At 40.6% G+C, this 25,342-nt stretch carries 18 protein-coding genes; 12 read left to right on the forward strand and 6 right to left on the reverse strand.

The genetic code is table 11. From position 1 onward, the window contains the following. The first annotated feature begins 113 nt into the window (after nt 1-113). From OCT63_RS09190 to OCT63_RS09205, 4 genes are read left to right on the forward strand one after another with little or no spacing between them, the layout of a single operon-like run. On the forward strand, nt 114-1,430 hold the full coding sequence (locus tag OCT63_RS09190) for a tyrosine-type recombinase/integrase (RefSeq protein ID WP_102384661.1): 1,317 nt from the start codon (nt 114-116) through the stop codon (nt 1,428-1,430). A 14-nt stretch (nt 1,431-1,444) separates the two neighbouring features. After that, complete coding sequence (locus tag OCT63_RS09195) at nt 1,445-2,998, forward strand: site-specific integrase (RefSeq protein WP_269983623.1); 1,554 nt, start codon at nt 1,445-1,447, stop codon at nt 2,996-2,998. Further along, a complete protein-coding gene (locus OCT63_RS09200; RefSeq protein ID WP_269983624.1) occupies nt 2,991-5,363 on the forward strand; it encodes an integrase in 2,373 nt (790 codons plus the stop codon). Before OCT63_RS09195 ends, OCT63_RS09200 begins: the two co-directional genes overlap by 8 nt. A 5-nt stretch (nt 5,364-5,368) precedes the next feature. Further along, entirely contained in the window at nt 5,369-5,788 is a 420-nt protein-coding gene (locus tag OCT63_RS09205) for a hypothetical protein (protein ID WP_102384658.1), read from the forward strand. Nucleotides 5,789-6,842: 1,054 nt separating this feature from the next. Here OCT63_RS09205 and OCT63_RS09210 read toward each other — a convergent pair. From OCT63_RS09210 to OCT63_RS09220, 3 genes are all read right to left on the reverse strand, one after another. Then, a complete protein-coding gene (locus OCT63_RS09210) occupies nt 6,843-7,595 on the reverse strand; it encodes a metallophosphoesterase (RefSeq protein ID WP_102392707.1) in 753 nt (250 codons plus the stop codon). A gap of 485 nt (nt 7,596-8,080) precedes the next feature. Further along, nucleotides 8,081-10,426, reverse strand: coding sequence for a hypothetical protein (locus OCT63_RS09215; protein ID WP_269983625.1), 2,346 nt, complete (start codon nt 10,424-10,426; stop codon nt 8,081-8,083). Nucleotides 10,427-10,945: 519 nt separating this feature from the next. Beyond that, nucleotides 10,946-11,209, reverse strand: a complete 264-nt coding sequence (locus OCT63_RS09220; RefSeq protein WP_269983626.1) for a helix-turn-helix transcriptional regulator — start codon at nt 11,207-11,209, stop codon at nt 10,946-10,948. Nucleotides 11,210-11,561: 352 nt separating this feature from the next. Between OCT63_RS09220 and OCT63_RS09225 the strand changes: the two genes are divergently transcribed. After that, nucleotides 11,562-12,971 (forward strand): nucleotide-binding domain-containing protein, encoded by a 1,410-nt coding sequence (locus tag OCT63_RS09225; protein ID WP_269983627.1) that lies wholly within the window; start codon nt 11,562-11,564, stop codon nt 12,969-12,971. A gap of 26 nt (nt 12,972-12,997) precedes the next feature. Here OCT63_RS09225 and OCT63_RS09230 read toward each other — a convergent pair whose 3' ends face one another. From OCT63_RS09230 to OCT63_RS09240, 3 genes are all read right to left on the reverse strand, one after another. Next, on the reverse strand, nt 12,998-13,564 hold the full coding sequence (locus OCT63_RS09230) for a hypothetical protein (RefSeq protein ID WP_269983628.1): 567 nt from the start codon (nt 13,562-13,564) through the stop codon (nt 12,998-13,000). A gap of 765 nt (nt 13,565-14,329) precedes the next feature. Beyond that, a complete protein-coding gene (locus tag OCT63_RS09235) occupies nt 14,330-14,755 on the reverse strand; it encodes a PD-(D/E)XK nuclease superfamily protein (protein WP_137033404.1) in 426 nt (141 codons plus the stop codon). A gap of 9 nt (nt 14,756-14,764) precedes the next feature. Then, a complete protein-coding gene (locus OCT63_RS09240; RefSeq protein ID WP_137033406.1) occupies nt 14,765-15,013 on the reverse strand; it encodes a hypothetical protein in 249 nt (82 codons plus the stop codon). A gap of 758 nt (nt 15,014-15,771) precedes the next feature. Between OCT63_RS09240 and OCT63_RS09245 the strand changes: the two genes are divergently transcribed. The 7 genes from OCT63_RS09245 to mshL all read left to right on the forward strand — a co-directional run bounded on the left by OCT63_RS09245 (nt 15,772) and on the right by mshL (nt 25,305). Continuing rightward, on the forward strand, nt 15,772-16,911 hold the full coding sequence (locus tag OCT63_RS09245; RefSeq protein ID WP_269983629.1) for an SIR2 family protein: 1,140 nt from the start codon (nt 15,772-15,774) through the stop codon (nt 16,909-16,911). Next, a complete protein-coding gene (locus tag OCT63_RS09250; protein WP_102512217.1) occupies nt 16,908-18,710 on the forward strand; it encodes an ATP-binding protein in 1,803 nt (600 codons plus the stop codon). Before OCT63_RS09245 ends, OCT63_RS09250 begins: the two co-directional genes overlap by 4 nt. A gap of 479 nt (nt 18,711-19,189) precedes the next feature. Next, a complete protein-coding gene (csrD, locus tag OCT63_RS09255; RefSeq protein WP_269983630.1) occupies nt 19,190-21,205 on the forward strand; it encodes an RNase E specificity factor CsrD in 2,016 nt (671 codons plus the stop codon). A 2-nt stretch (nt 21,206-21,207) separates the two neighbouring features. After that, nucleotides 21,208-22,650 carry an MSHA biogenesis protein MshI gene (locus OCT63_RS09260; protein ID WP_161753819.1) on the forward strand — a complete coding sequence of 481 codons (1,443 nt, stop codon included), beginning with the start codon at nt 21,208-21,210 and terminating at the stop codon, nt 22,648-22,650. Then, nucleotides 22,650-23,297: a type 4a pilus biogenesis protein PilO gene (pilO, locus tag OCT63_RS09265; protein ID WP_161688085.1), complete on the forward strand. Its 648-nt coding sequence runs from the start codon at nt 22,650-22,652 to the stop codon at nt 23,295-23,297. Before OCT63_RS09260 ends, pilO begins: the two co-directional genes overlap by 1 nt. Next, on the forward strand, nt 23,290-23,622 hold the full coding sequence (locus OCT63_RS09270; protein WP_161672702.1) for an MSHA biogenesis protein MshK: 333 nt from the start codon (nt 23,290-23,292) through the stop codon (nt 23,620-23,622). The genes pilO and OCT63_RS09270 overlap by 8 nt, the downstream gene beginning before the upstream one ends. 15 nt (nt 23,623-23,637) lie before the next feature. Then, the gene (gene mshL, locus OCT63_RS09275; protein ID WP_269983631.1) at nt 23,638-25,305 is read left to right on the forward strand and encodes a pilus (MSHA type) biogenesis protein MshL; all 1,668 of its coding nucleotides are present in this window, start codon (nt 23,638-23,640) and stop codon (nt 25,303-25,305) included. Nucleotides 25,306-25,342: the final 37 nt, after the last annotated feature.

The raw sequence follows: 25,342 nt of genomic DNA on the forward strand, positions 1-25,342 counted from the left end.
GAGAGAAAAAGTTTACAGTGAGTGTTGCAACTTCTGTAAACTTTTTTTATGCTTGTTTTTAGCTTTGGGGTTACCTAGAATTTTTGTTAAGTTTTGCTAAGGGTAAGGACAAGATGAAGACAAAAGTATTTCAAATGACGAGTGGAGAAAACTACTCAATTCTATTAGGTGAGGATGGTATGCCGTTGCCTTACCATAATCTCTTTGTCACCTTGCACTACAGAAATCAATCTAAAGCAAGTAACACCTGCCATCGCGCTTTTGAGCATCTTTGTTTTCTGGAGGAAATTTGTCAGTTTGAAAAGATTGACCTGATTGAACGATGTAAGATCGGTGATTTCCTGACAAGTAAAGAGTTTGAGAAAATAAAAAAACACTCAAGTCTCAGAGTGGCATCATTTCGAGAAATGGCGACTAGACATAAATCTTCTAATGTTGCTCCAATTAACCTAAAGAAAGTTGAAACGGCGAGAGCAAAGGTAGTCATTAATCCAGAGGGAGATATCTCACCGCAAACGACATACACACGATTGACTGTTTTTGCGCAGTTTATTGGCTGGCTCGAAGAAGAATTGTTCCCTTCTAAAGACTCCACTGCTGAGTTTGAGCTGAAAAAAATCAGAGGAAACAAATTTGGCACCAGCGATGAAGCTCTTGATTGGGGAGATTGGCGCTCTCTAGAACCAGTGGAAGAACTGCGAGTCCTTGATGTTGTTCGTCCTGACTCATCAGAAAATCCGTGGAAGTCGGAATCTGTCCGATATCGCAACCAGCTCATCGTAAACATGTTTTTTGCTATTGGTTGTCGGCGTGGAGAACTGCTCAAGATTAGAGTGAAAACGGACAACCACCCATCTGACATCAGGAAGCGCCCAAAAGACGGTCGCTACTTCGTGATGATCCGCTCACAAACTGACTACAGCGATGCTCGTAAACATAGACCTGAAGGGAAGACGATGGGGCGCTTCGTACCAATGGATAATCGCTTAAGAGATATGTACGAAGAATACCTTATCCATCATCGCCCTAATGCCACTGGATCTGAATACATCGAGTATTTGTTTGTTACCCATAACCATAAAACACTAACCAATGCCGCTTTATCCATGTCTCAGGTAAACAAGGTTTTTCGTGAGATTTCTGAAGTGGTTGGATTTAGGGTGCATCCTCATGGGGCACGACACACATGGAATGATAAATTCAGCAAGTTTGCGGATAAACGTATTGCCGAAGGGAAAACAACGGAAGCGAAGTCAGAATCCGACAGACAAAAACTGATGGGTTGGAGCGAAGGTTCAAAGAGCGCAAAAGGTTACTCAAAGCGCCATCACGACAAACGTGCAATGAACATGGCCTTAGAGCTTCAAGAAGAAGATTCAACCACTATAAATTCAATCGTCGGTCAATATGACGAAGATTTTGGTCAGTAAAAGGGAACAGTAATTTGAATCACGATTATGTCAACTTTGACTTTGCTAACGATAGTAAGGTAACAGCATCGATGTCACACAATGGCTTTGAGTTTGATTACCTTTCAGATACGTGGATTCTCAATCGGGATGTGACTGTTTTAGTTGAGTTCTTGGACTCTTTTATACAACCATTGCAAGAGGATATTCGGGAAACCTTGGTGTTTTATGCAGAGACATTATCTGCCGATCATACTAATAATATCGTAAAGTCTTTGCAGTTGTATCAATACCTTACTGGCGAAAGTGATTTAACTGAAATGGGTTTTGCATCGTTTAAAAATAAAGTCCCCAAGAAGGACTGGTACAAGGTATCAATTGTAAGGGGAATGATCCGTCAGATGCGATTCTTAGGTTTGGATAAGCATATCGATGACGCTGTGTTTAAGCTAACAGAGCAATGGACCTTAGGAGGTAATGCTAAAGGGGAGGCTGTACTTACTCTCGACCCTGAAACTGGGCCATTCAGTGATTTAGAGTTTGAGGCTATCGGTTTACATGCTGCTCATCGGTATGCCGAAGGTAAGTTGAAAACTGATGAGTATGCTTGTCTCTCAATGTTTAAAGCGTCAGGCCGTCGTCCAACCCAAATTGCATCAATTAAATGCAAAGACTACTCTTATTCGTCTAAATATACGGGTGCTTCAACGTATATAGTTCTGATTCCTAGAGCAAAGATTCGTGGAGGGAAGTTCCGTAGTGTTCTAAAGCCTTATGCTTTAGCGAATTCGTTTGCACAGGTCGTTGAGTTACATATAAAAGAGCAGACGGCCAAGGTGGAAGGTGCTCTCGGACGAAAGATGAAGCCTGAAGAAAAAGGTGAGCTACCTTTGTTTGTCGACGTTGGCACCGTTGAGGAAATTCAATCAATTCCTCCAGATTCCTTGTTGGATTATTTGAAGTCTGAGTTACCACACATTAAAAGAACCAACCTAACTAACAAGCTAAATAGTGCAGTCAAAAAGCTGAAAATTATCAGCGAACGAACTGGCGAGCCTTTAAAGTCAACAGGCTACCGTTTTCGCTACACCTTGGGCACTAGGGCTGCAAGGGAGGGGGCTGGTATCCTTACTATAGCCAACCTACTTGACCATTCTGATACACAAAACGCTCACGCATATGTTGCTAACACGCCTGAACATGCGGTTTATATTTCAAAAATTATGAACCAACCGTTGGCTCGGTTCGCATCTGCCTTTGCTGGAAAGTTGGTTGACGATGAAGGTGAAGCCAATATAGAAAATAAAGGGGCAGCACGCATTCCTTGCCGTGAAAAAAATTGTGATGTCGGCTCTTGTGGTTCAAGTAGTTTTTGCCAAGACTATGCCCCTATTGCTTGTTATCTATGCCCTAAGTTTCGTCCTTGGGCAAATGCTCCACATCACCTCATTCTTGAATGGTTAGTTGAAGAGCGAGAGCGGCTAAAATCGGTCACAAATGGTGACATGCAAATCGTCTCAATAAATGACCGTGCAATCTTAGCGGTATGCCAAGTGATTCAGCTATGTAGGGAGCATAAGAATGGCTGATATATTGATTTTTAAGCCTAAGCATGAGCTTGAACATACGAAGAACCAAGCCGATTTTATTGAATTCGGACGTCACATAGCACCACTCAACGACAAGTATGTTTATGATGAAAACTACTGGCCCAATGTAGGTAACTTCACCATTTTTGGTGCCCATAGTCGGCAAAAAAATCCAGATGAATTGTTAGATGAATCTTTAATTCCCTTTGCAAAATCCTACATTACTTATGGTGGGGGAACCAAAGCAGGCATTGATAATAAATTTAAGGCCTTACGCGCAATCAATGCCGGTTGGCAGCGGTTACACAAAGGGGCCGATTTTGAAACCACTAAACTTACTGCAAAAGTCTTCGATGACGCTCAACGAGTTGCAAAAGAGTCCTTGAGTGCCTTGGCTGCTTATCAGGCTGGACGTGGTTTAAACAACTTCCTCAAGTTCTTGATTGAGTACAAATTACTGAAGCCATTTACGTGGAAAAGTGGACTTAAAAAACCTGCTGACAATGCCACGGGTGATGATGCTGACAAGAGAAGACAAGAAAAAATGCCTGACGAGGATGCACTGTTGGCGCTGGCTTCCGTTAATGCACAAAAAGTAGAAGACTTAAGCCCTAGGGATATTTTCACTGCGTCTACGATGACCTTGTTGCTGGCAGCTCCCAACCGTGGTTCAGAGCCGCTATATTTACTTTCTGACCCTATTCACACAGATGAATTGAAAGTCTGGGAAGTGCTTAAAATGGATGGCTTCACTAAAGATGATGTGAAAAAAATCCTAAAATTCCAAAAAGAGAATGATATCGTTTTAGAGGGTGCTGAGAGTGCTGTACTTAATGAATCAGGCAATATCACCGAAGACTCTCAGGAGTTCGATGATGAAGAGCTAGACCTTGCTGCAACCATCCAAATTAAGGGGATAAAGTGGTATTCAGGTAAGGAGTTTGGCCATGCACATAAGTGGATACCCACGTGTATGTACGGTGTTGTCGATACTGCTGTTGAGCGTTTACGAAAGCTGTCAAAGCCTGCACGAACGTTTGCAAAAATACTTGAGGATACTTCGGATTTTCCTCGGTACGAACTTTGTCCTGACGTGCCTGAAGACCAGCGTCTGACAATGGATGAGGCTGCAATGGCACTTGGGCTTGATTTATCAAGTTATGGCGACCTTTCTGATGTACAAAATCGCAAAAAATGGCAGACGGCCAGAAACCAGTTCTTAAAGCGTAAAGGAGTAGAGCGAAAAGACTACTTGGTTACGCTCCGAGATTTGAATGTAATCCTTCGAAAAGCACTTCCAGAAGGATTTCCCTACATATCATTTGATAACGGTAATGGATATGTACAAGTTAAGTGGTCAGACGCTTTGTATGCTGGGTTTTCTAATTGCTTGGACAGTGTCAAGTCAAATATTTCTACCGAGTTGTTCATCCCCACCATTGATACGTTAAACGAAGATCTTGCGCCAACAAAAAAGAAGAACAGGACAACAGGAGAGCTATCCACAGGTTCGTTTTCAATTTTTCAGCGTTGGGGGCACGGTGATTTGACCATTACCTCTCATCAAATACGTCACATGCTGGATACCATGGCAGCAGTGAATGGTATGGATGGTGAGCAAAGGGCGAAGTGGGCGATGCGTAGTGACCCTCGACACAACCGTTATTATGACCACACGACTCCAGAGGAGTATGGTGCTGACTTCATTGATGACCATGAGGCAGATCTTGTCTCACGAGGGCTTATGGTCAACCAAGCCTCGGGTATTACGCAAATTCAGGTGCAGGTTGCGACCCCCCGAACGCTGCAAGAGCTGAACACTAAGGCTGCTTTAACAGCACATACGAATGAATTTGGCATGTGTGTTACCTCGTACATGGCTGAGCCTTGCACGAAATATCGCGATTGTATTAACTGTGATCAGCAGGTTTGTGTAAAAGGTGATGATGGCAAGTGTGATCGGATTCGTCAGCGACTGAAAGATGAAAGAAAGCTACTCAGGATGGACAAAAAAGCAGTTGATGATGGTGTTCAGGGCGCTTTACAGTTTTATGAGCGTAGGAAACTGACGACAGAGCGCTGTGAGCAACTACTTACCATGATGGAAGACCCAAACATCGAAGATGGCTCCCTTATTAAGCTCCTTAATATTGAGGATGTGACTCAACTGGATCGAGCAATGGATGCTAATGGTAAAAAGCGCTTACCAAAGATCGAAAACTTCCAACGAATCAAGGCGAACCAGAAGGTTGCGGTCACGGTTGATGAAATTATTGGTGTTGAGAGTAATCTACAGTCAACCAATGATGATGAACTATTTGAGGCTTTGGATGATATGGATGATATGGATTTTTTTGAGGATTAATTGTTGTGGCTAAACACTTAACAGACACTGATATTAGTAACGTTTGTGATCTTCTGGATGACTGGCCTACGGACGCAAAACTTACATGGGATAGGTTGGTAGAGGCGGTGGCACATGATTATAGGCTCACTACCACGCGGCAAACATTACAAAAGCAGCCTCGTATAAAGAATGCATTTACCGAGGTAAAGGCGCTTGTTTCTGGTAATTCTCCTAAAGCAGTTGCTGCTCGTAATAGGCATCTGCCATCTAGTTTGAAGGCTGCGGCTGACCAGTTGGCAAAACGAGAGCGAACCATTGAGCGGCTTGAGGCTGAAAACAACCAGCTTTTAGAACAATTCCACACTTGGTTGTACAACGCAACTCAGTACGGAATTACGATTGAGCAACTAAACGAACCATTACAAACTAAACAGCAGAAGTGAGTGTTTTATGAGTGAAGCAACCACGGGGTAACAAAGTTCTCGGTTGATGAGTTCGCTCCTTAGGAAATAGAAGAGCATGTCCCTAATGGCTGTCACTTAAGCTACTTAAACGCTTTAGTGAGTAGTTGGGGGCACTGTAAACCAAAGCCTTGGAGAAGAGGGTGAAATAAGCAGGCTCATGAAAATAACTAGCTGACGTACTTGCTGGCACATGAGCTCACCCACAATGAAGAGTGAGAAAGAGCATGCTCTAGGGAAGCCTCGGTTTAATTTAATGCTAATTCCGATCGGTTTTGATGCTAATGCTGATCAGAACTTCAAATTTAATGCTAATTCCGATCATAACTCCCCACTCAACCCTAATCCAGAGCAGCCTAATGCAAATTTCAGGTGATCATTGCCGCGTTGTCCACAGTTGTCCATCAATGGACAACGTTACATAAGAGAGGCTCTCTGTCAGTTGGTAGCTTGCTAAAAGGTGTCCTGTTTTTGTGCATAATTAGTGATGAGATTACATCGATGTTTGGTTTGATTATTAGCTAACAAACCTTGAACGTTGATTAAAGCACGACTACAGATGGGATATTCGACGTGATAAACTGTATTTTATTGTATTTAAAGGTTTTTTTATTAGAACGTAATTGTGAGTAAGGGTGAGTTGAGTAGAGGCATGAATGTTTGGTTTGACTACTAACCAGAAAATATTGAACGTTGATTAAAGCTAGAATATGAGCATCTAAAACTGAATTTAATTTGTATATCATTGTATTTTAATGTTTTTATTTAGATTCCTTACATACTTAAGAGTGAGTGTTGTTAGGCTCATCTCACTGCTAATCAACAAAAATTAAACGTAAGTAAAGATCGGTCAAGGAAGGTTGCATTGATAGGCAGATGTGATTCATACGCAGAGAGGCTGGAAGGTAATCTGGTTGTGGTAGTTAACGTAATGACAAGGTCGCTTGGTTCTTAAGGTACGACAGAATTGCTTGGTGATCACACAAAAGTGAAAATTCAGTCCATGAAGGTTATGGACAAGTACGGGTAACACACATCATAAGGAAATTAAAATTTTGTGTGATGGATCGAAGCTCGAAACTTCTTCATAGCCAACGTATCCACGCTGGTTTGTATGGAATTTAATATTGAAATCAGAAAATTCCATACAATCATGGTTGTGTCCGTAAAACCAGACTGCAATTTTGTCAGCAAGATCTGAAAATTCATCGCATTGGGAGGCAAATGCAGGACTAAGTGGGCTGCCCAAGTATTCAAGTTGTATTCCTTCTCTAGATGGAAGGTGGTGGGTAACGACAACATTGACATCCTCTTTGGCTTGACTTATTGATTCGTAAAGGAAATGCCTAGATGTTTGGTGAAGTTCTCTCGCATCCAATGGTGAAAATGGCTTTCCATGATATTGAATTTTTCGATAGTCATTCAAGCCTGAACGAGCTAATTTCATAGAATCTTTAGGGGTCTCATAAAGTTCGAAATCAGTCCACAAAGTACACCCATGAAATCTAACACCATTGATTACAACGCTATCATTTTCAAGAAAGTATACGTTGGAATAACGTTCAGCTCTGCTCCTACATTCTTCTATCAATAGCTCTAGCGATGAAGCTCCATAGGCCTCATGATTACCTAGGACATACACAACAGGCACATCAAATTGTGCCGCCCAATCAATTCCTTTAGTGCCGAGGTGAATGTCTCCACTAAGTACGACGACATCTGCGTCAGTTTGCGGGAACTCCATTGGACCAAATTCCAAATGAAGATCAGAGAGATGGCAGATTTCCATAAATTTCTACTTTGATAAAAATTGATGACCCCAGTGTAGTTCAGTGTTACAAATTCCTACAACCCGCAAATTGATACTGTTCAGGCGATACCATAACCTAAGGCTATACATCTACAGAGCGTGCTGTAGTTATGTAACGTTAGTATGCTTTTATGGACAGTTAAATACTGAATGCTAGTGGTACTATTTATTTTTGAAGAAATCTGACAGACTTTCCTGACTGAAGAGAACAATTTCCGCTACTAAATCAATAACCTTACCATTCTTTATCCCGCAGGCCCCGTCACTACCGTTATTACTTTTCAGCTCAGGTTCTAATAGTGTTTCTATGATTTCAATAGCCTTGTTAAGCTGAATTCTGTCTAGCTTGTGTCCCAATGAGTGCTAGCACAGAAGAGGCGTAGTACGCCTTTGGACAGAAATCGTTTAGTGATATTCCTCTACATGACTCGACTCAGATTAGAAAAAGTATCCAGATAGGGAGGCTAGTAATAAATATGGACTTGAGCTTGAATCTCTACGCTGCCATTCTCATCTTGAAAATCGAACTCGAAGGCGTCTCGCAAGTGTTCATGTAAGGAGGCAGTCCCTTCTATTGTTGGTGAGTAAATAGTGGCTATGGGTTGGGTAGCTTCCATGTCGAAGGGGAAGTAGGAGTTTAATCCAGTGTCAGTGTAAACAAGGTGTTTATTTACTTTATTTAAATCCGTTCTTGGTTTGTCTTTTGCCCAAGCCTCCCAATCGTGTTTGGTTATGATGATTAATTTGTCATCGTTGCAATCAGACAGGCTTAATGTCTCAAGAGCGAGCCCATTTTCCTCTATTTGTTTGAAAGCAAGGTGGTTATGAATTCTCTCTATGACTCGTCTAGCGTTAAACGAGTAATGCACATCGTTATTGTCTAGAAACTTCGCTCTGCTCTCTGCTGGCATGTCGAATACGATGGGGGCTTGCTTTGATTGGATGAGGGATACGTGTTCTAGTAGCGGTATTCGTCTTGAACGATTTTCTGGATAAGCAGCTACAGCATCCATGTATCTATTCTTTAATTCTTTGCTAAGAGGTTGAGTGGCGATGATGTTCTCTAGTTGAGCGGACAAGTATTTTTCGATTTCATCGATGATAATCAGAGACGATTTATGAAACTCGCTTTCCTCATGCATGATGCTGAAGTGCTTACAAAAGGCGTGAGAATACTCTTTGGATTTAACGTAGTATTTTATGTATGGGATAGCTGACTGAATTTTTCTGACATTTCTTATCGTGCGCTCAGTCAGTGTTATTTCTGAGGTTATTTTGTCCACTCCATTACGCAATGACTCACTTGGGTGTTGAATTCTCCAGCAGTAGAGAATGTACATTATTAAGATAGGTACAGCTCTTTGATAAGAGTTTGCGAGTTCTTCAGAGTTGAAAGAGCTAAATCCATGGCTTTTCCCAAGTTGTTCCAGAATGCGACCCAATGAGCAAGGAAGAGCATCAAAACCAAGCCTATTGGCTTTCGAGTATGCGGGACTAAAACTTTCGAAGCAGTCAATAATGTATCCCCACAAGTTATCTTTAGCGAGGGTTGTTATTGCGTATTGAGCGGTGTTTCTGGAGGCTATTGCTCCTTTTGACCTTATTATTTCTGTAATCATATCTTGCTCGAACTCAATAGCGGTTGATTTGATTTGTTCATACTGAGCTATCGATGTCGAACTTTTTATGGCTTCAATTTTGGCTTTGTCTACAAGTGAAACTAGTTGTTTTACATGAACTTCAGGCTCTTTGTTGACTTGCTCCTCATACGATACAATTAATTGACTAATTTCATCATACAAATCAGCGCCGTGTGAGCCAAACAGGTTTGATAGGGTGTGTAAGTCACTTGTGAAATCACTTTCGTAGCCGATGAAATTGCGATAGCGCTCAATGATTTCAGGAACTAGTGCTGGGTTTTCTCTGGCAGTAAAGTCTACTAGGTTTCGAATGATTCTATCGATAAAGTTAATTGTTTGTGGGCTCTTCAAGTCCCACATGTTTACACTGATTAGAAAGTCCGCTTTCATTAACCAGTAGTGGCCTGAGCCAAGTTCTTTGATGCTTTCTTCGTAAAACTCTTCGCTGTACTGTTCAAAAACATCGTAACTTTTTACTTTCCTATCAAAAAATAAAATTAAATGTTGTGCGTAATTTCGTTGTAGAGAAACGTAAGTCTTTCTGTTGTTGGTACTTCTTGCTGATGTTAATACTACTGCAAGACCATCAATTAACTTCTTGATTGTTTTGTCGTGAATGGAACTAGTGTGACTGAGGTATGCTTTCTCGATAACTCCAAATAACCTGTTTTCGATGGGTTCTTCAGAGAATGCGGTGGTGTTCTCGATGTTGTAACAAGCAATCTGAATCAAAAGCTCAATTTCTTTTGCGTGATTAGAGTGATTTGATTCTGGTACTGAGAGTTTATCAATCAGGTAGTCAGTTACTAAGTCATCTGAACGAGTGGCTAGGAGAATCGTTTTTATGAACCGAAACTCTTTAATCAATAACGTCGCAGTGACAAATGCAAAAACTAACTCAAAGAATAAAACAAATCTCTTTGTGAAAACTAGTTCGCTTGAGAATGCGACACAAACGGAAAAAAACATTAGTGCGACTAAAGTCAGGATAAGTTCTCGGAATAAATAATGAACTTTAAAGCCCATTATTCCTTCGATTGAATCCATGTAATACGCAGAACCGTAGCGACTTTTGACTCGGTTTAAGACCTCAAGCGCAATTGGCATTGTAAACGCTGAAAAAGCAGTGAGAATGGCCATTAAATGGGTTGTAATGCTTAGCTTGTCCATTGATTGCTCCGCGAGAGTCGTTCTTGTTTAAACCATTATCATTATGAAACGGCAAAGAGTAATTGGGCCATGTTATCCCTTCGACATTAATTAGTTATTCTATATCAAGCCTAACCAATGAGTTTTGCTCAAACCTCGATACGTAGCTCAAAAAGGGGCAAAGGTGAGTCAGAGCAGATTGCTTGATCACTGTGATCACCAAGCGATTCTGTCACTCGCTTAATTACCAAGGCAGGGGAAATGCGAGATGTGATAAAAACTTCAAACTATGAGTGCAACTGAATAGCTAGGGTAATCTAGCTCAACACTAGTCTGATTTAATACTAACTCTGATCAACCTAGGCCTAGATGCAAATTTCAGGTGATCATAAAAACGACTTTTCTGGTCAGTTGTCCATCAGTGGGCAACAACAAAGAGAAGTGAACCGTTAGTATATAACTCGCTGTGATTTGCCGTAGAGAAGTTGGAAAGTAACCTGCTTGAAGGAGGCATATCAAACCTCTGCTAACTTGTATAAATTATTCATCACCGTCTTCTGAGAATAGCTCTTCGATTTCATCCCAGTCAGGTAGTTGGTGTGTTTTTTCTACAACTTCAAACTGTAAATCAACTGCATTTAACAATCTTTCAAATATATCGAATGAGCCTGTAAAACGACCATTCTCGATTTCTGAAATAGTTGTTTTATTAATTCTAGTCAGTTTTGATACTTGTACCTGTGTCAGCCCCATATCATTACGTGCCTGCTTAACTCTTAGCCCTATTTCATATCTGCAAGCCATAGTTCATCTGCCTTGAGGTTAGCTATATAGCTAATATTTTAGGTTATTATGGAGTTGTTAGCTATATGGCTAACATCCAAATGAGTTCATCGGCTCTTTAACGTCTAGAGTTAATGACAAATGTCTAGCGTGTTTGAGTGATCGCCTCGTATTTTTTCACCAAGTAATGTGATATTGACACATGTGATTATCGCTAAAGTCAACATCACAACTATCCCCCTCCCCCCGACTATAACATTAGAACTCGTTTGATTTACATCAATGAGCAATTGATTGCTATCTATTCACACTCATAATAAGTGGGTTATAGTGTCGTGGAAAAGTACACAATAATGATTAGTTGGAGGTATTCGTGTCAGCACAAAGTTTAGAGGAAATTACGAAAGGTTATTTTTCGGATATCCGAGACGGGCTAGAAGGCAAACGTTCTAAAAGAATTATAGGTAATGAAAACATCTCAACAGAGTCATTTGATGAGTTATTTGAATCGGTTGATTTATATAAGAGCGCTAGTGTTTCGCGTCGTTTAAAGGCTGAATCGAACGGGGAGCTTACAGCTCCAGAAGAGTACACCTATCAGAACGCTTTACGACCATGGTTTAATAAGGTTGGATTAAACCAAAGTAAGGTAGGCCCGCATCCAGATTTTGCTCACTTAAAGGATTCGAGTGAAATAGAGTTTCACCATATTGTTACAATGTTTGTAGACATAAAAAGAAGCTCTAGACTGTCTTTGTTAATGTCTTTACAAGATGCATATGTTGTAAAGAACCGAATTCTTCAAGCGTGTGTTGATGTGATTCGTGCATTAGATGGCTACCCACATCGGCTTATGGGAGATGCCGTTATGGCTTTTTTTGGTGGGAAAAGCAGTTGTCCTGAAGATGCGATAGCTAATGCTCTAAACGCATCTTCAGCGTTAAAGCTAATTCTTACTGAAACGGTTTTCCCAGAACTAAACAAACTTATAGGCAAAGATGTAAATCTAGGAGTTCGTGTAGGGTTAGATTATGGCTCTCATAAAGAGGTTGTTTGGGCCAATTATGGTTATGGTGATGCATCGGAAGTTACTGCTCTAGGTATACCAGTAGATCTTGCTTCTAAAGCCCAATCTCAAGCTCGAACGAATACAGCTATGTTGGGGCAAGGGATTTTAGATCATGTTGACTTTCCTGATAGATATTCTGAAATTAAGACTGTAGGTGAAGGAAAATCTGAGGAACGATATATACTGCCTAATATGAGCGACGAAAATGGTACTTCAATAAATCGTCGATGTCGTTTATTAAAAATGGACATGTATCAAGATTTGTTACCAGTTCCATTAAATTGGAAAACCCTTGGAAATAGTAGATTAACCTATCGAGATAATATTAAATTAAAATGCTACTACAGGAAGAATGATTCAGATGACTGGGAAGAATATAAATCAGTTTCTTCTTTTTTAGAAAAAGATATGCAATTAAAGTTTGAATTGGAGATATTAAATCCAAATGAGCTTTCATCCCTATATCCTCTCAATGCGAAGTTTATAAAGAACAACCATGGTCAAGAAGCACTTAAAAACGAAAAAAATGGCCTTACGGATACCAAAGTCCTTCAGGTAGATAAACCGAACAATATGTATCAAAGTTCAATTGTGCTTGATTTCCCAGAAGGAACTGCATATCGAGGGCTGCATACTATGGAGGTTTCACTATCACCAAAATCGAATTTAAATGTTGTTATATATAGCGACATAATTGGGGTCTTTATTAAGTAATAACATGAGGGGGCTCCCCTCATGTTTCATTTACAGATTGATAAGAAATAAGTAAATTCATGATTCTCAATAAAATAAACCATAATAGCTAAGCCTATCAATGAAATCGATAGCGCTACCCACAACCAATGTAAACTTTTTTTAAAATTTTTCATCTTGTTAAAGCATATTTCTGAACAAATCCAATGATTTTCAAGGAGATCTTTATTTATGTTTTTTAAAAATATTTCATCGTTTATAGCTATGTTTTTATAATATATCTTAAAATCCTCTAAATTCGGGGTTTTTGAGGCTATTGATGCAAAAGATATGATTGATTCTTTTTCTGATGGCTTCAGGTTTGGTGAAAATATATTCTTTATAGTATAAAAGAATGCAATCCAAGGTAATAATACCAATCCTAGAATTGAAATCGTCAAAGTTGCTGGTATTACAGCATTGTCATCAGTTATAACGCTATAAAACAACGTTGAATAAATACCTAAAAATGTAACAGCAGCAGCTAGGCAAAAAGATGCTTTTTGATCTGCGGCTAGCGTGTAGCTATCTGTTCTTCGTAATGACTCAAAGAGTATCTGTGTTTTGTCTACCATGTTAATATCCTTGAATGCTTTCGTTGGTGTGTATATCAAGCGCCTGACATAAATAATGTATGATTACGATCATAACAGATTCATGCCTGTTGTTATATTTGAATGAAACCGAAGCTAGAGTGTAGCTCTCTTAGGAATCCTCCATCCTCAACAAGCAGCCCTTTAAATAATATTTTTTGGTGCTGATTTATATTTGCCCAGTTACGAGCAGAGTCATTCTATAACCAGGCATTACAATCAGTACCTTAAGCACAGTAATGTGCCCCGTTGTTGATCAATCGCGCTAAAACACAAAGGGGCAGAAGTACATTAACAAACAAAGTGCAGATATCCACCTTACCCTGTGTACTCCCTTACAGTCTTCTATGGGTTACTACGCGGAGTTTGATGCGGGAACTAGTGGAAATATATTAATACGCGAGCAGTAGTCGTTGTCACGCCGCGAGGGGCTCGTGGTGTTTGCGTTTTTATCTACACCATTTGGACAAAAATGAAACCTCAACATTCAGCAACCTTAAAATGATGAGACGTAACGTTAAGAGAGTTGGGACTTGAAGCCCCATATTTTATTCAGGCTTATTTCCTGTACCATGACAGCGCTGACACTCTAGTGGTTCATAATCGCCTTTATTTACGAGCCACTTAGTTAAAGGGTTTGCCTTCCCTACACCTGTTCCTTTGCAGGATGGACACTCTTCTATCTTTTTATCCATATATTTCCCCCTTTCCTTTGCAGATAAAGGCACCGAAGTGCCTTATTTGATATCAAGCTACTTTTGGATCGTAATATCTTACTAACTGGCTTTGTAGATCATTCACGTTAAGCGCTAGTAATTTAGGTGCAATACTCTTTTGAGCATTTAGAAAGTTGATTGCACGATTATGCTTTAGTAACTCTTCACCAGCACAGACAACGAGGTATTCTTGGTGTTCTGAATTAGCTGCATCCATCGCGGTATACGCTAACTTTTCAATAGCTGTACCATGCGACTCTTGATACTTTGCTGCTATCTGCACTGTTCCTTGAGGTGTATGTAATACAAAGTGTGCATAGTCATTTTTCTCAGGAAGTAGAGTACTCGGGTATCGAACGTTGCTTTCAAAGGTATTTGGTTTACCTGATGAGCTTTGTTTGAACCCTACGTTTTCTAGGCAAGTACTAATATCGTGTAAAAGGTGTTTTCTAGACATAAATACCTCCTATCGCGATTTGTTAGATTGAGCTAGGACTGATGCAGCTAGAGATTTCGTTTCTTCACTGTACTTGGAACTTTGTAAGGCTTTAGACGCTTTACTTTCCATATCTGAACTAGTCTGTCTTGATGTAGATGATTGAGAAAGAGCCGACCCTGCAAATGCTTTAGCAATAGCAGAAGAGTTAGGGTTATTAAGTGTCTGGGCAGCTAGTGAAGCCACATCGTTTGAAGTTTGCTTTTTATTTTTTGGCATAATCATGCTTCCATTGTTGGTAAATATTATTTTCAGTCCACCACTTGGATGCTATGCTAAAGTTCTGAAGTCTAGATGAGCATCCTACTTAGTAGGTGATTGTCTTAAGTGACCCCTGACAATCGTTAGGGGTTTTCTTTATCTGCTGTCTATCAATCTCCCTCCTTTTTTATCTAGTACCCATAGCTAAAGGTACTATATGTAGTGCCTTTAAGGTTTAAAACCACAAGATAGTGCTATCTGTAGTGATTTACAAGGTAGAGTTTTTGGATGTTTTGTGGATAACTGACAAAATAAAAAAAATCAGTAAGTGACCGCTAACTTTCTGAATTAGATGGGTAAAGAGGATTGAAGTATTAATATATGAAATTGATTTAATTATTAACCGTATTAAAAAAATATCGCTTGATTTTTGTACAGAGGTGGTAATCGGAAATAACGTACCAGACTTCTTAAGAAGTGATTAACAGGATCGGTTCTTACTTTTTGACAAGCCTTACTTTTGTCAGGAAAAATGGACATTAACAGAATATGAATGTCCGTTTTTTCTAACGCATAATAGGGGCACTTCTCAGTTATGAAGTGCCGCTCAAGTATGGAAAACTCCGATAGGCGAAAAGTAAGAAATGCCCCACACCACGTACTATCAAGTCCACACTATTTATCAGGAATTGACCAGTGTTTCATTTCCCGATAACCTCAAAAATCAAACAGTTGCTTATCAACAAATTTAATAATTATTCTGAGCATTCGATCCTATGACGACTTCCAAAATCGATCTAAACGACCTACACGACAAGAACATAAACTATTTGATTGGTGCCGGAGCATCGGCAGGTCTATTTCCAACCCTTGCATTGGATATACAAACAGAAGGTAAACGGGAAACGATTGAAACTTTGGCTACTGAATTCGATTCTATCGATGCTAAATATCTAAAAGCCTTGCTGTTCATGTACTACTATGAGGAATGCATCAAGCCTGTTAGTTCTGTTGATTTCACTAACTTGGAAGGCGACGAGCAAGTAGTTATCGATAATTATAAGAAGTTCATGAAATTGAACCTCGAAATACTTCGTCGAAAGCGAAGTTACGACAGAAAGATTAATTTCTTCACGACGAACTACGATTCCTGCCTTGCCTATGCAGCAGATGAACTCTATGAAGAAAAATCCATTCGATTTAACATCAACGATGGCTCTCGTGGTTTCCATAAGAAAATCGTCGAGGCTCGTAACTTCGATTGCATGACCACTGAATCAGGTATTTTCGACAGAAACAAAGAAGTCCAACGACAAATCAATCTTATCCACCTTCATGGCTCTGCTTTCTGGCGTAAGCACAACGACTCTATCCTCGTTGACTATTCTTCTGCGGATCAAATCGTTTCTGAGTCTTCAATCGACAGCATGTACTATGGTGACTTCAAAGAGATGCTAGAAAGTGGCTCTCACACCGTGGATCAGTTGTGTTCAATGACTATCGATGATGATAGCAAAGCTACATTCGAGAGCACGCAAGAGGACTTCTACAGGGAATACGAAAAATTACCCATCGTTAACCCTACAAAATGGAAGTTCCACGAAACAGTATTTGAAGAACATTATTATCAAATGCTGCGCCACCTTAGTTACGAGTTAGAAAAGCCAAATAGCGTGTTGATAGCATTTGGATTCTCTTTTGCTGATGAGCACATCAGGAACTTGATTAAGCGTTCCTTAACAAACCCCACTCTACAAGTGTACATCTGCTGCTACAGAGAAACGATAATCCCCGAATTACAGAAGCATTTCTCTGACTTCAATAACATCAAGTACGTTGTCCATGAGGAAGGTAAGGCATTAGATTTCTCTTATTTCAATTCTCATGTATTGACACTCGATGAAGGTGACGCATGAGCATTTTCGTTGGAGAGGTAACAGCGGTAAATGGTATTCAAATTACTTTGACTGTTGATGAGACATCGAACAAAGACACCATTTTCTATGAAGGTCAGCGATACAAAGGTATCTCTATCAGAGAGTACGTTTCAATCCAGCGTGGTTTCCGTGACATCGTATGTATCGTTGAGGGTGAGTACTTAGATGAAAGACGTTTCCAAGAAAATACGGATAGCATCGAGTACGTAAGAAAAGTGCATGTACGCCCTATTGGCTACATTGAAAGTGGTAACTTCTATGAAGGTATCAAGTTCTTACCATTGATTCGTGATCCTGCCTTCTTACTACCAGAGCAAGCGCTGAAAACTGTTTACTCATCTAGTTCAGAGTCAGAATTTTGTATTGGTTCATTGTTAAAAGAAGGGATAGAGATATCTCTACCTTGGCAAAAATTGTTTAATACCCACATCGGTATTTTTGGGAACACGGGCAGCGGTAAATCGAATACTCTGACGAAGCTATTCACCACGCTGTTCGATGAAAAGCATGAACAAATTAAGCCTGTTAGTAATTTTGTGTTACTTGATTTCAATGGTGAGTACCTCAAAGACCAAATAGTTCCTTCTTCCGAGAAGACCATAATCGACCTGAACACTGACAAAGCCAAACACCAGTTCCCCCTAGCAGATCACGAGTTCTGGAATGCAGAAACGCTATCAATACTGTTTCAAGCGACTCCCAATACACAAAAACCTTTTATAAACAGTGTCCTGAAGGGAAGGGAGAAGTACAAAAACTCTCCTAATAGTTTATTACGCTACATCAAAGAAACTATTAAATTTTGTTTTGTATCGACATCTCAAAAATCAGAAACTCTCGACTTGTTAAAGCGAATTGTTGGAGCAATTAATGGTCAAGATGTTTTAGAAATACTAGAAAACATCATCTGGCATTCGAATCAGAATAAGTTCAAGTACGAACCGATACACAATGCTTTTTTCGATAAGCAGAACCGATATACCGAGATACTAGAACCACATGTATCTAACATCACTCTTGATGAATTATCTCCATTTACTGAGTTCACTCTACGCTGCGAACTAAAACTCATCTGGGATGTTATGTATGGTTCTGTTCAATTTGAACACATTCAACCTCTTCTGAAACGTGCTGAATCGTCTCTAAACGGATTATCCAAAGTGATCAGGGTTAAATCTAGTAGTGACGAGGGGTCTGCCGATAAAGCACTAACCGTCATTTCGCTGCGTAATTGCAACCAAGACGTGAAGAAAATCATTCCCCTTCTTGTTACGAAGCATTATTACAATTCTCACAAAAAACAAGTTAAAAAAAGCCCACCGGAAAAGACACTACATCTAATCATTGATGAAGCACATAACATCCTTTCTCAGCAATCAGTACGTGAACAGGCAAACTGGAAAGATTATCGTCTAGAGCTGTTTGAAGAGTTGATTAAGGAAGGTCGTAAATTCGGTATATTCCTGACGCTATCGAGTCAACGTCCAGCTGATATCTCAGCTACAATCATGTCTCAGTTGCACAATTTCTTTATCCATAGATTGGTAAATGACCGTGATCTATTCTTGCTGGATAACACAATCAGTACGTTAGATTCTGTTTCTCGTTCACTGATTCCAAACCTATCAAGAGGCTCTTGTATTATCACTGGTACTTCGTTTGACTTACCCATGTTGATTCAAGTTGATGAGTTAAGCCACGAAAATAAACCTGATAGTAACGATGTTGATTTGAGTACACTTTGGCAAAAGCATGTTTCAACAGAGCTGGAGCTTTAGCCTCATGTGTAGCATGGATAGCTTTTACTGTCTAAATTGGGGTATTAGAGTCTGTGATCAAGGGAGGAGCTTACGCTAGTTTATAATGCTAGAATTGAATCTGTATCGGCATAATGCCTAACGGGGAAGGAATATTTGAAGAGCCAACCTCGATGACATCGTTGCGATTTTTGTAAAGAATTCGGTCTCAAAGTTATAAACTTAACGGGATTCTTTACATTGTTTGATTTTGTTTGTTTTTTTTGTATTTATTACAATGGCTTAAGTTGTTTTTTGATTCTCAAGGTCACCACAACCATTTTAGTCAACGTTTTTAATATATTATAAAGACAGTACTGAATCGGAAAAAGCCGCGTTTATCGCGGTTTTTTATTACCTGCTTTTTATTAACTATAATTATCAATGCTTTATTTAGAACCTCAATTTATAGTATAAGTAGCAATACGGTATAATATGAGTTGAAAAGGATTTCGTTATTCATGAGATATACCCCCACACTAAAATTGAGCACCCGACTGGTCGCATTTGTCACTGTGATAGTGATCAGTGCGATGTTCATTCTTTTTATAGGTGGCACCCTTTCGTTTAAGCGTCTTGGGCAGGACTATTTAGACCATTATTTGGTGGGTATTGTCGACGTTGTCGATCGAGAGATGGAAGATCCAGACGCCGCGTATTCGATGCAACGTTGGATGCCTAAGATGTTACAAGCCAGTAATATTGTTGAGATGAAACTCTCGAACAAGAGCGGCATCGTCTATCGTTTCAAAGATACCTCCCCACAAATTGATCCTAATCGCCTATATGAGAAAACCTTTGTTTTAGAAAGGAATGAAGGCTATCGAATCGAATTTAAGGCGCTGCCTCCTTACATCGGTTATAGCTACTCAATGGAGGCGATGTGGTCGATTACTTTAGCGGTTGTTTTGATTATTTTCTGCTTGGCTCGCGGTGTTCGATGGTTGAAAGAGCAGTTAATGGGTTCTGAAATGTTGGAAGAGCGAGGAAGAATGATCCTCGCAGGGCAGGTTGAAGCGCATGCAAAAGGGGATGAGCGTGAATGGCCTTATACGGCAAGTGAAGCTTTAGATGTATTGATAGAAGAGTTGCAAGATGCTCGTCAAGAAAGAAGCCGTTTTGACACCTTTATTCGTACGCATACCTTTTTAGATAAACTCACAGGAACGGCAAACCGAGTCTTATTTGACAATAAACTGGAATCAGCACTGCATGAAAGCGGTGCTCGGGGAGGGGTCTTATTGATTCGTATCGGCGAATGGGAACAGGTATGTGATGTTAATGATAAGCAAGTGACTGACGGCTTTATTATTGAGGTTGGCCAGGTACTGTCTAATATTGTTCAACGCTATCCTGATGTCATTTTTTCTCGCTATTACGAAGCGGATTTCGCTGTGTTTATCCCTCATCAAGGAACAAAAGACATTGCTACGCTCGCAGCTCAATGTTTGAGGCAGTTAAGCAAGCTAACTCCCCCCGAGCCTCTGGAACCTGATAATTGGTGTCATATTGGTGTAACCATGTATGTAGAAGGTGAGCGACATAGTCAGGTTATGGATGAAACGGAAACCGCACTAAAAAGTGCCCAGTTGGAGCGTATTAACAACTGGAGCCGCTACCCTAAGTTAAATAAAAACGAACTTGATAGAGGCAGTGTTCGTTGGAGAACATTACTTGATAAAGCTCTGCTTCCTGAAAATTTAGTAATCTTTGTTCAGCGATGTTATCTTATGTCAGAACGTGGTCAAGTTAATGAATTGCATAGAGAAATATTTACTAGAATTCAGGATCCAGATAAAGGCTTATTGAAATCATCTCGATTTATGCCTGCGGTAGAGCAAGTGGGTTATCAAGCTCTAATGGATCAATCGGTTCTGAAGGTTGTGTTGACCTCGTTGAAAGAATCAACCCAACCTATCAATTATTCGGTTAACTTGAGTGTCTCTCCCTTTGCGAATAAACAGTATTTTAAGTGGTTCAGGAACGAACTATTACAGCTTTCCACTCAGCATCGGGCTCAGCTTGCTTTTGAGTTTCCAGAAGGGCATCTCATTGCTCATCTTGATTATATGAGACCAGTAGCAAAGATGTTGAGGGGATTAGGGTGTAAAGTTATTGCTGGTCAAGCTGGGCGAACCATCGTTAGCACTCACTACATCAAAGATTTAAAGGTTAATTATATTAAGCTTCATCGAAGTTTGATTAAGAGAATAGATCAACGGCATGAGAATCAATTGTTTGTCCGCAGTTTAATTGGGGCATGCGGTGACTCACCTACTCAAGTGATTGCGGTGGGAGTCGAAACAAAACAAGAAAAGAATACCCTGATAGAGTTAGGTATTAACGGCTATCAAGGGCGATATTTCGACGAAGAACAACAAATTATCCCTTTACCTGATCAAAGAGCAAAGGCAGTGAAAACTGAATCTGTTGTGAAAGTTGGTCGAAGAAACCGATGGCGCAAGAGTAGTAGCTAAGCATGAATTTTAAAGCGATTTTAGACAAGATTAAGCCAACGAATAACAAAGGCAGCTCTCAAGTTGTCATGTTAGGTAATGATGCTGTTTATGTTTCAGTGACAGAGCAAGAGCCGCAAGTAACCAGCATCCCTCTGGTGAATGGAGATTGGGAAAGTGCGCTGAAAGAATCGCTTAGCAGTAAAGCTTTTAACAGTAATAGCGTCCAATTAATTGTCTGTGCTAATTATTACCAAACTTATCAGATTGATAAACCGGATATTCCAGAGAGCGAGTGGTCGGTTGCACTGCCTTTCTTACTGAAAGATCTTGTTTCTGAAAGAGTGACTGAGATTACGGCGAGTGCGGTTGCGCTGCCCACGTCGAACAAGTTACAAGCCTATGTTTTGCCGAAAAAGTTGTTAGACAAGTTAGTGAAGATCACTCTTGCTGCACAAGTTGAGCTTAAAGGTGTTGTCCCTGAAGATGAAATATGGGGTGACAGTGCCGGTGAACTTTCTAATTTTCTTCTTTTACAGCGTAGTGCTAACACGCACTTTAAGCTGGGCGCATTTGTTGAAAATACCGTTTGTTTTCAAAGAACAATCCGCAGTGTAGTCCCACCTTTAACCGGTGTGGCATCAAGTGCTTTACAGTTAGATGGGCTTGCTTTAGAGCTTCAACGTTCGATTGATTACCTTTCTTCTCAAATTAAAGGTACTCAACTTCATCAACTGAAAATTTGCTGTGATGAAGAGGATGAAGCGGAATTACAAGACGCGTTAAATAACACACTAAGTTCGACGGTTTCTTTATTAGTTGAAGAAGAGCGCGAAAATTCAGAGAGCTTGTTGGTTAAACTCGCGGCTGAAAAAGATGTGTTTAGCGTCAATCTTTACCCTGATCACCTCAGGCCTAAAAAAGAATTTTTCACTTTGGAAAATGTTGCCGCGAGTTGGGGACTTGTGTGTGTATTGCTGCTTGGTGGTTATTTTGTGATGCAATATAAAACGTCAAATTTAGATAAAGAGCTTACGGTTTTACAACATAAATCGACCCAACTTAACCAACAAGTTAAGCAATTGAATAGTCAGTTGATTCAGCATAAACCGTCTCCTGAGAAAGTGGCGGCCGTTGCGCGTCTCAAACGTGAGACTCAGGCAAAGAAAGAAGCGTTGAAGGCGGTTGGGCAATACGATCAATCACAACAAGTCGGGTATTCTGGCGTCATGAATGCCTTAGCCAAATTGGGCCGAGATGACATCTCGCTTTCGCAGATCTACATGACTCACAATACTTTAGATCTTAGTGGTTTTGCTCGTAACGCAAAGGTCGTTCCTAACTGGATTGGTCAGTTTAAAAGTGAACTGAACCTTGTTGGGCGTGCTTTTGAAAAGTTAAAGATAGGCCGCAATGACCAAGATGTTGTTACGTTTGAATTAAATACTCGCAGGGAGAGTAAATAGTGCAACAGTGGAATCAGCTTAGCGATAAGTTTCTTGCATTAAGTCAGAGAGAGAAGTGGCTACTTTTTGTGTGTGGTTTTGTTGGCTTATTCATGTTGCTATTTAGCTTAGTGGTTGAGCCAGCTTATAACGAGTTGCACGCTAAAGAAAATCAATTAATGAGCCTTAGCCAGTCGAATCAAAGACAGCAAGGTGAGTTGCTTGTGCTGCAAGCAAAACTCAATAGGGACCCCGACAAAGACATTAATCTTGAGTATAAAAAATTGCTGGTGGAGAGCCAAGAACTGTCGCTTCAGTTAGCCGAGGTAGTGGATGGACTGATCTCTCCCTCTCAAATGTCGCAGTTGCTGGAAAGTGTCCTTAATGCAGGCAGTGGGCTTAAGCTAGAATCTTTAGAATCGTTAAAACCAGAAGCAATTTCAAACAATCAAGAAACCAGTGAATACTCAGGTTACTTTCTTCATCCTGTGAGAATGGAACTGACGGGCAGCTATTTTGATATTTCAGCTTACCTTCAATCGCTTGAGTCTCTCCCTGTGAGCTATTACTGGCGCACATTTCAGTATTCGGTCGAAGAATACCCTAAAGCTCGACTGGTGTTTGAGGTTTACACGCTAGGCACAAGACAGGAGTTTATCGGTGGTTAGAACGTTATTGTTGTCCTTACTTTTTAGTAGCTCAATGGCTTGGGCCGAACAAGATCCTACGGCGCCATTAGGTTGGCTAACGCCACAGCAAAAAACAACGCCAGCTAAAAAGGCGTCAACTCATTACCGCTTGCCATCATTGGAAAGTATTGTTTGCAAAGGGGATACGCCTTGCTATGCGATTCTGAACGGTCAGATTCTCGGCCAAGGGGAAACGATTACAGGGTATCGAGTTAAGAATATAGATCCAGAATACGTCACTCTGCAGAGAAGCTCTAAGCAGTGGAAATTAGAGATGTTCTCTTTAGATGTTAAGAATAATTAAGGTTAGAGTGAAGACATGCGTAAACTTGTAGTAGCAATCCTAGTGTCATCTTTAGTCGGCTGTTCGATGGGGCACCGTGATCCCGTTGAGATCAAAGAGTCTTTGAACGAATCGATCAATGAAGCGAATAGCAAAGCGCTTCATGATCTTCCTTCGTCGGTACAAGATGACCTGATGCCTCAGCTTAACTCTGATGCTATGTCACCGGGAATGGAAACGGCTAAACGTTTCCGTATTCAGGCGAAAGGTGTTGAGGCGAGAACCTTTTTTGCTAGCTTAGTCAAAGGCACCGAATACAGCGCGGCTATTCACCCAAGCGTTACCGGGAGTCTCACTTTAAATCTGACAGATGTGACGTTAGATGAAGTATTGTCTGTTGCTCAGGATATGTATGGCTACGATATTGAAAAGCGTGGCAAGGTGATTCAGGTATACCCTGCCGGCCTTCGTACTGTGACTATTCCTGTTGATTACTTACAAGTGAAGCGTTCTGGTCGATCATTGACGACCATCACTACCGGCACGATCTCCAACTCGGACAACAGCTCGTCGAACTCTTCAAGCTCCGACTCTAACTCGTCGAATTCATCAAACTCTTCTAACACATCAAACTCGACATCGAATGGTGGTACAGAGATTGAAACGACATCTGAAAGTGATTTTTGGCCACAACTGGAAACGGCGGTTGCTCATTTAATTGGTTCAGGTGACGGACAAAGTGTCGTGGTTACGCCACAAGCCAGTGTGATTACCGTGCGCGCTTACCCGGATGAAATTCGTGAAGTGCGTCAGTTCTTAGGCATTTCTCAAAAACGCTTGCAGCGCCAAGTCATCTTGGAAGCCAAAATCATGGAAGTTACCCTGAGTGATGGTTACCAGCAGGGTATTAATTGGACCAAGATGTTCTCGTCGAATGGCACTAATTATACAATCGGCATGGGATCAATTGTGAAAGATGCAGCCGGTACTATCATCCCAGGTGCATTGCCAGGGATGGATCCAATCGGTGCGGCTTTAGGTGGTCAATCTAACTTAGTTGTTTCTGGTGGTAGCTTTGAAGCAGTATTAAGTTTCATGGATACGCAGGGTGACTTGAACGTGCTATCTAGCCCACGCGTAACGGCTGCAAACAACCAGAAAGCGGTGATCAAGGTTGGTACAGACGAATACTACGTGACGGACTTATCAAGTGCGGTTGGTAGTGGTGACAATGCTAATGTTGCGCCTGAGGTTGAGTTAACGCCATTCTTCTCTGGTATCTCTTTAGATGTGACTCCTCAGATAGACGATAAAGGTAGCGTGTTCCTACATGTTCACCCTGCAGTTATCGAGGTAGATGAAGAGGTGAAAGAGCTCAACCTAGGCTCAACAACGGGTGTGGTGCAACTTCCTTTGGCGAAAAGCTCTATTCGTGAATCTGATTCCGTGATTCGAGCGCGAGACGGCGATGTGGTTGTTATTGGTGGTTTGATGAAATCCAACACCAGTGATGTGACGTCTAAAGTTCCATTCCTCGGTGATATCCCTGCATTAGGCCATTTGTTCCGAAATACCAACCAGTTGACTCAAAAAACGGAGCTCGTGATTTTGCTTAAACCAACGATCGTAGGTGTGAATACTTGGCAAACAGAGTTAGAACGCTCTCGAGATCTTTTACAGCAGTGGTTCCCTGATGAAGAGTAATCAATCACTTTCTCAATGTAGATTGGCAGTGTCTCAC

The sequence above is a fragment of the Vibrio sp. RW genome, from assembly GCF_027587105.1.
Classification (GTDB): domain Bacteria; phylum Pseudomonadota; class Gammaproteobacteria; order Enterobacterales; family Vibrionaceae; genus Vibrio; species Vibrio toranzoniae.

Bases quoted from the DNA above. Each gene is read 5' to 3' on its own strand.
- OCT63_RS09190 (WP_102384661.1), top strand. From the start codon at position 114: ATGAAGACAAAAGTATTTCAAATGACGAGTGGAGAAAACTACTCAATT.
- OCT63_RS09200 (WP_269983624.1), top strand. From the start codon at position 2,991: ATGGCTGATATATTGATTTTTAAGCCTAAGCATGAGCTTGAACATACG.
- OCT63_RS09210 (WP_102392707.1), bottom strand. From the start codon at position 7,595: ATGGAAATCTGCCATCTCTCTGATCTTCATTTGGAATTTGGTCCAATG.
- OCT63_RS09215 (WP_269983625.1), bottom strand. From the start codon at position 10,426: ATGGACAAGCTAAGCATTACAACCCATTTAATGGCCATTCTCACTGCT.
- OCT63_RS09220 (WP_269983626.1), bottom strand. From the start codon at position 11,209: ATGGCTTGCAGATATGAAATAGGGCTAAGAGTTAAGCAGGCACGTAAT.
- OCT63_RS09230 (WP_269983628.1), bottom strand. From the start codon at position 13,564: ATGGTAGACAAAACACAGATACTCTTTGAGTCATTACGAAGAACAGAT.
- OCT63_RS09235 (WP_137033404.1), bottom strand. From the start codon at position 14,755: ATGTCTAGAAAACACCTTTTACACGATATTAGTACTTGCCTAGAAAAC.
- OCT63_RS09240 (WP_137033406.1), bottom strand. From the start codon at position 15,013: ATGCCAAAAAATAAAAAGCAAACTTCAAACGATGTGGCTTCACTAGCT.
- OCT63_RS09245 (WP_269983629.1), top strand. From the start codon at position 15,772: ATGACGACTTCCAAAATCGATCTAAACGACCTACACGACAAGAACATA.
- OCT63_RS09250 (WP_102512217.1), top strand. From the start codon at position 16,908: ATGAGCATTTTCGTTGGAGAGGTAACAGCGGTAAATGGTATTCAAATT.
- csrD (WP_269983630.1), top strand. From the start codon at position 19,190: ATGAGATATACCCCCACACTAAAATTGAGCACCCGACTGGTCGCATTT.
- OCT63_RS09260 (WP_161753819.1), top strand. From the start codon at position 21,208: ATGAATTTTAAAGCGATTTTAGACAAGATTAAGCCAACGAATAACAAA.
- mshL (WP_269983631.1), top strand. From the start codon at position 23,638: ATGCGTAAACTTGTAGTAGCAATCCTAGTGTCATCTTTAGTCGGCTGT.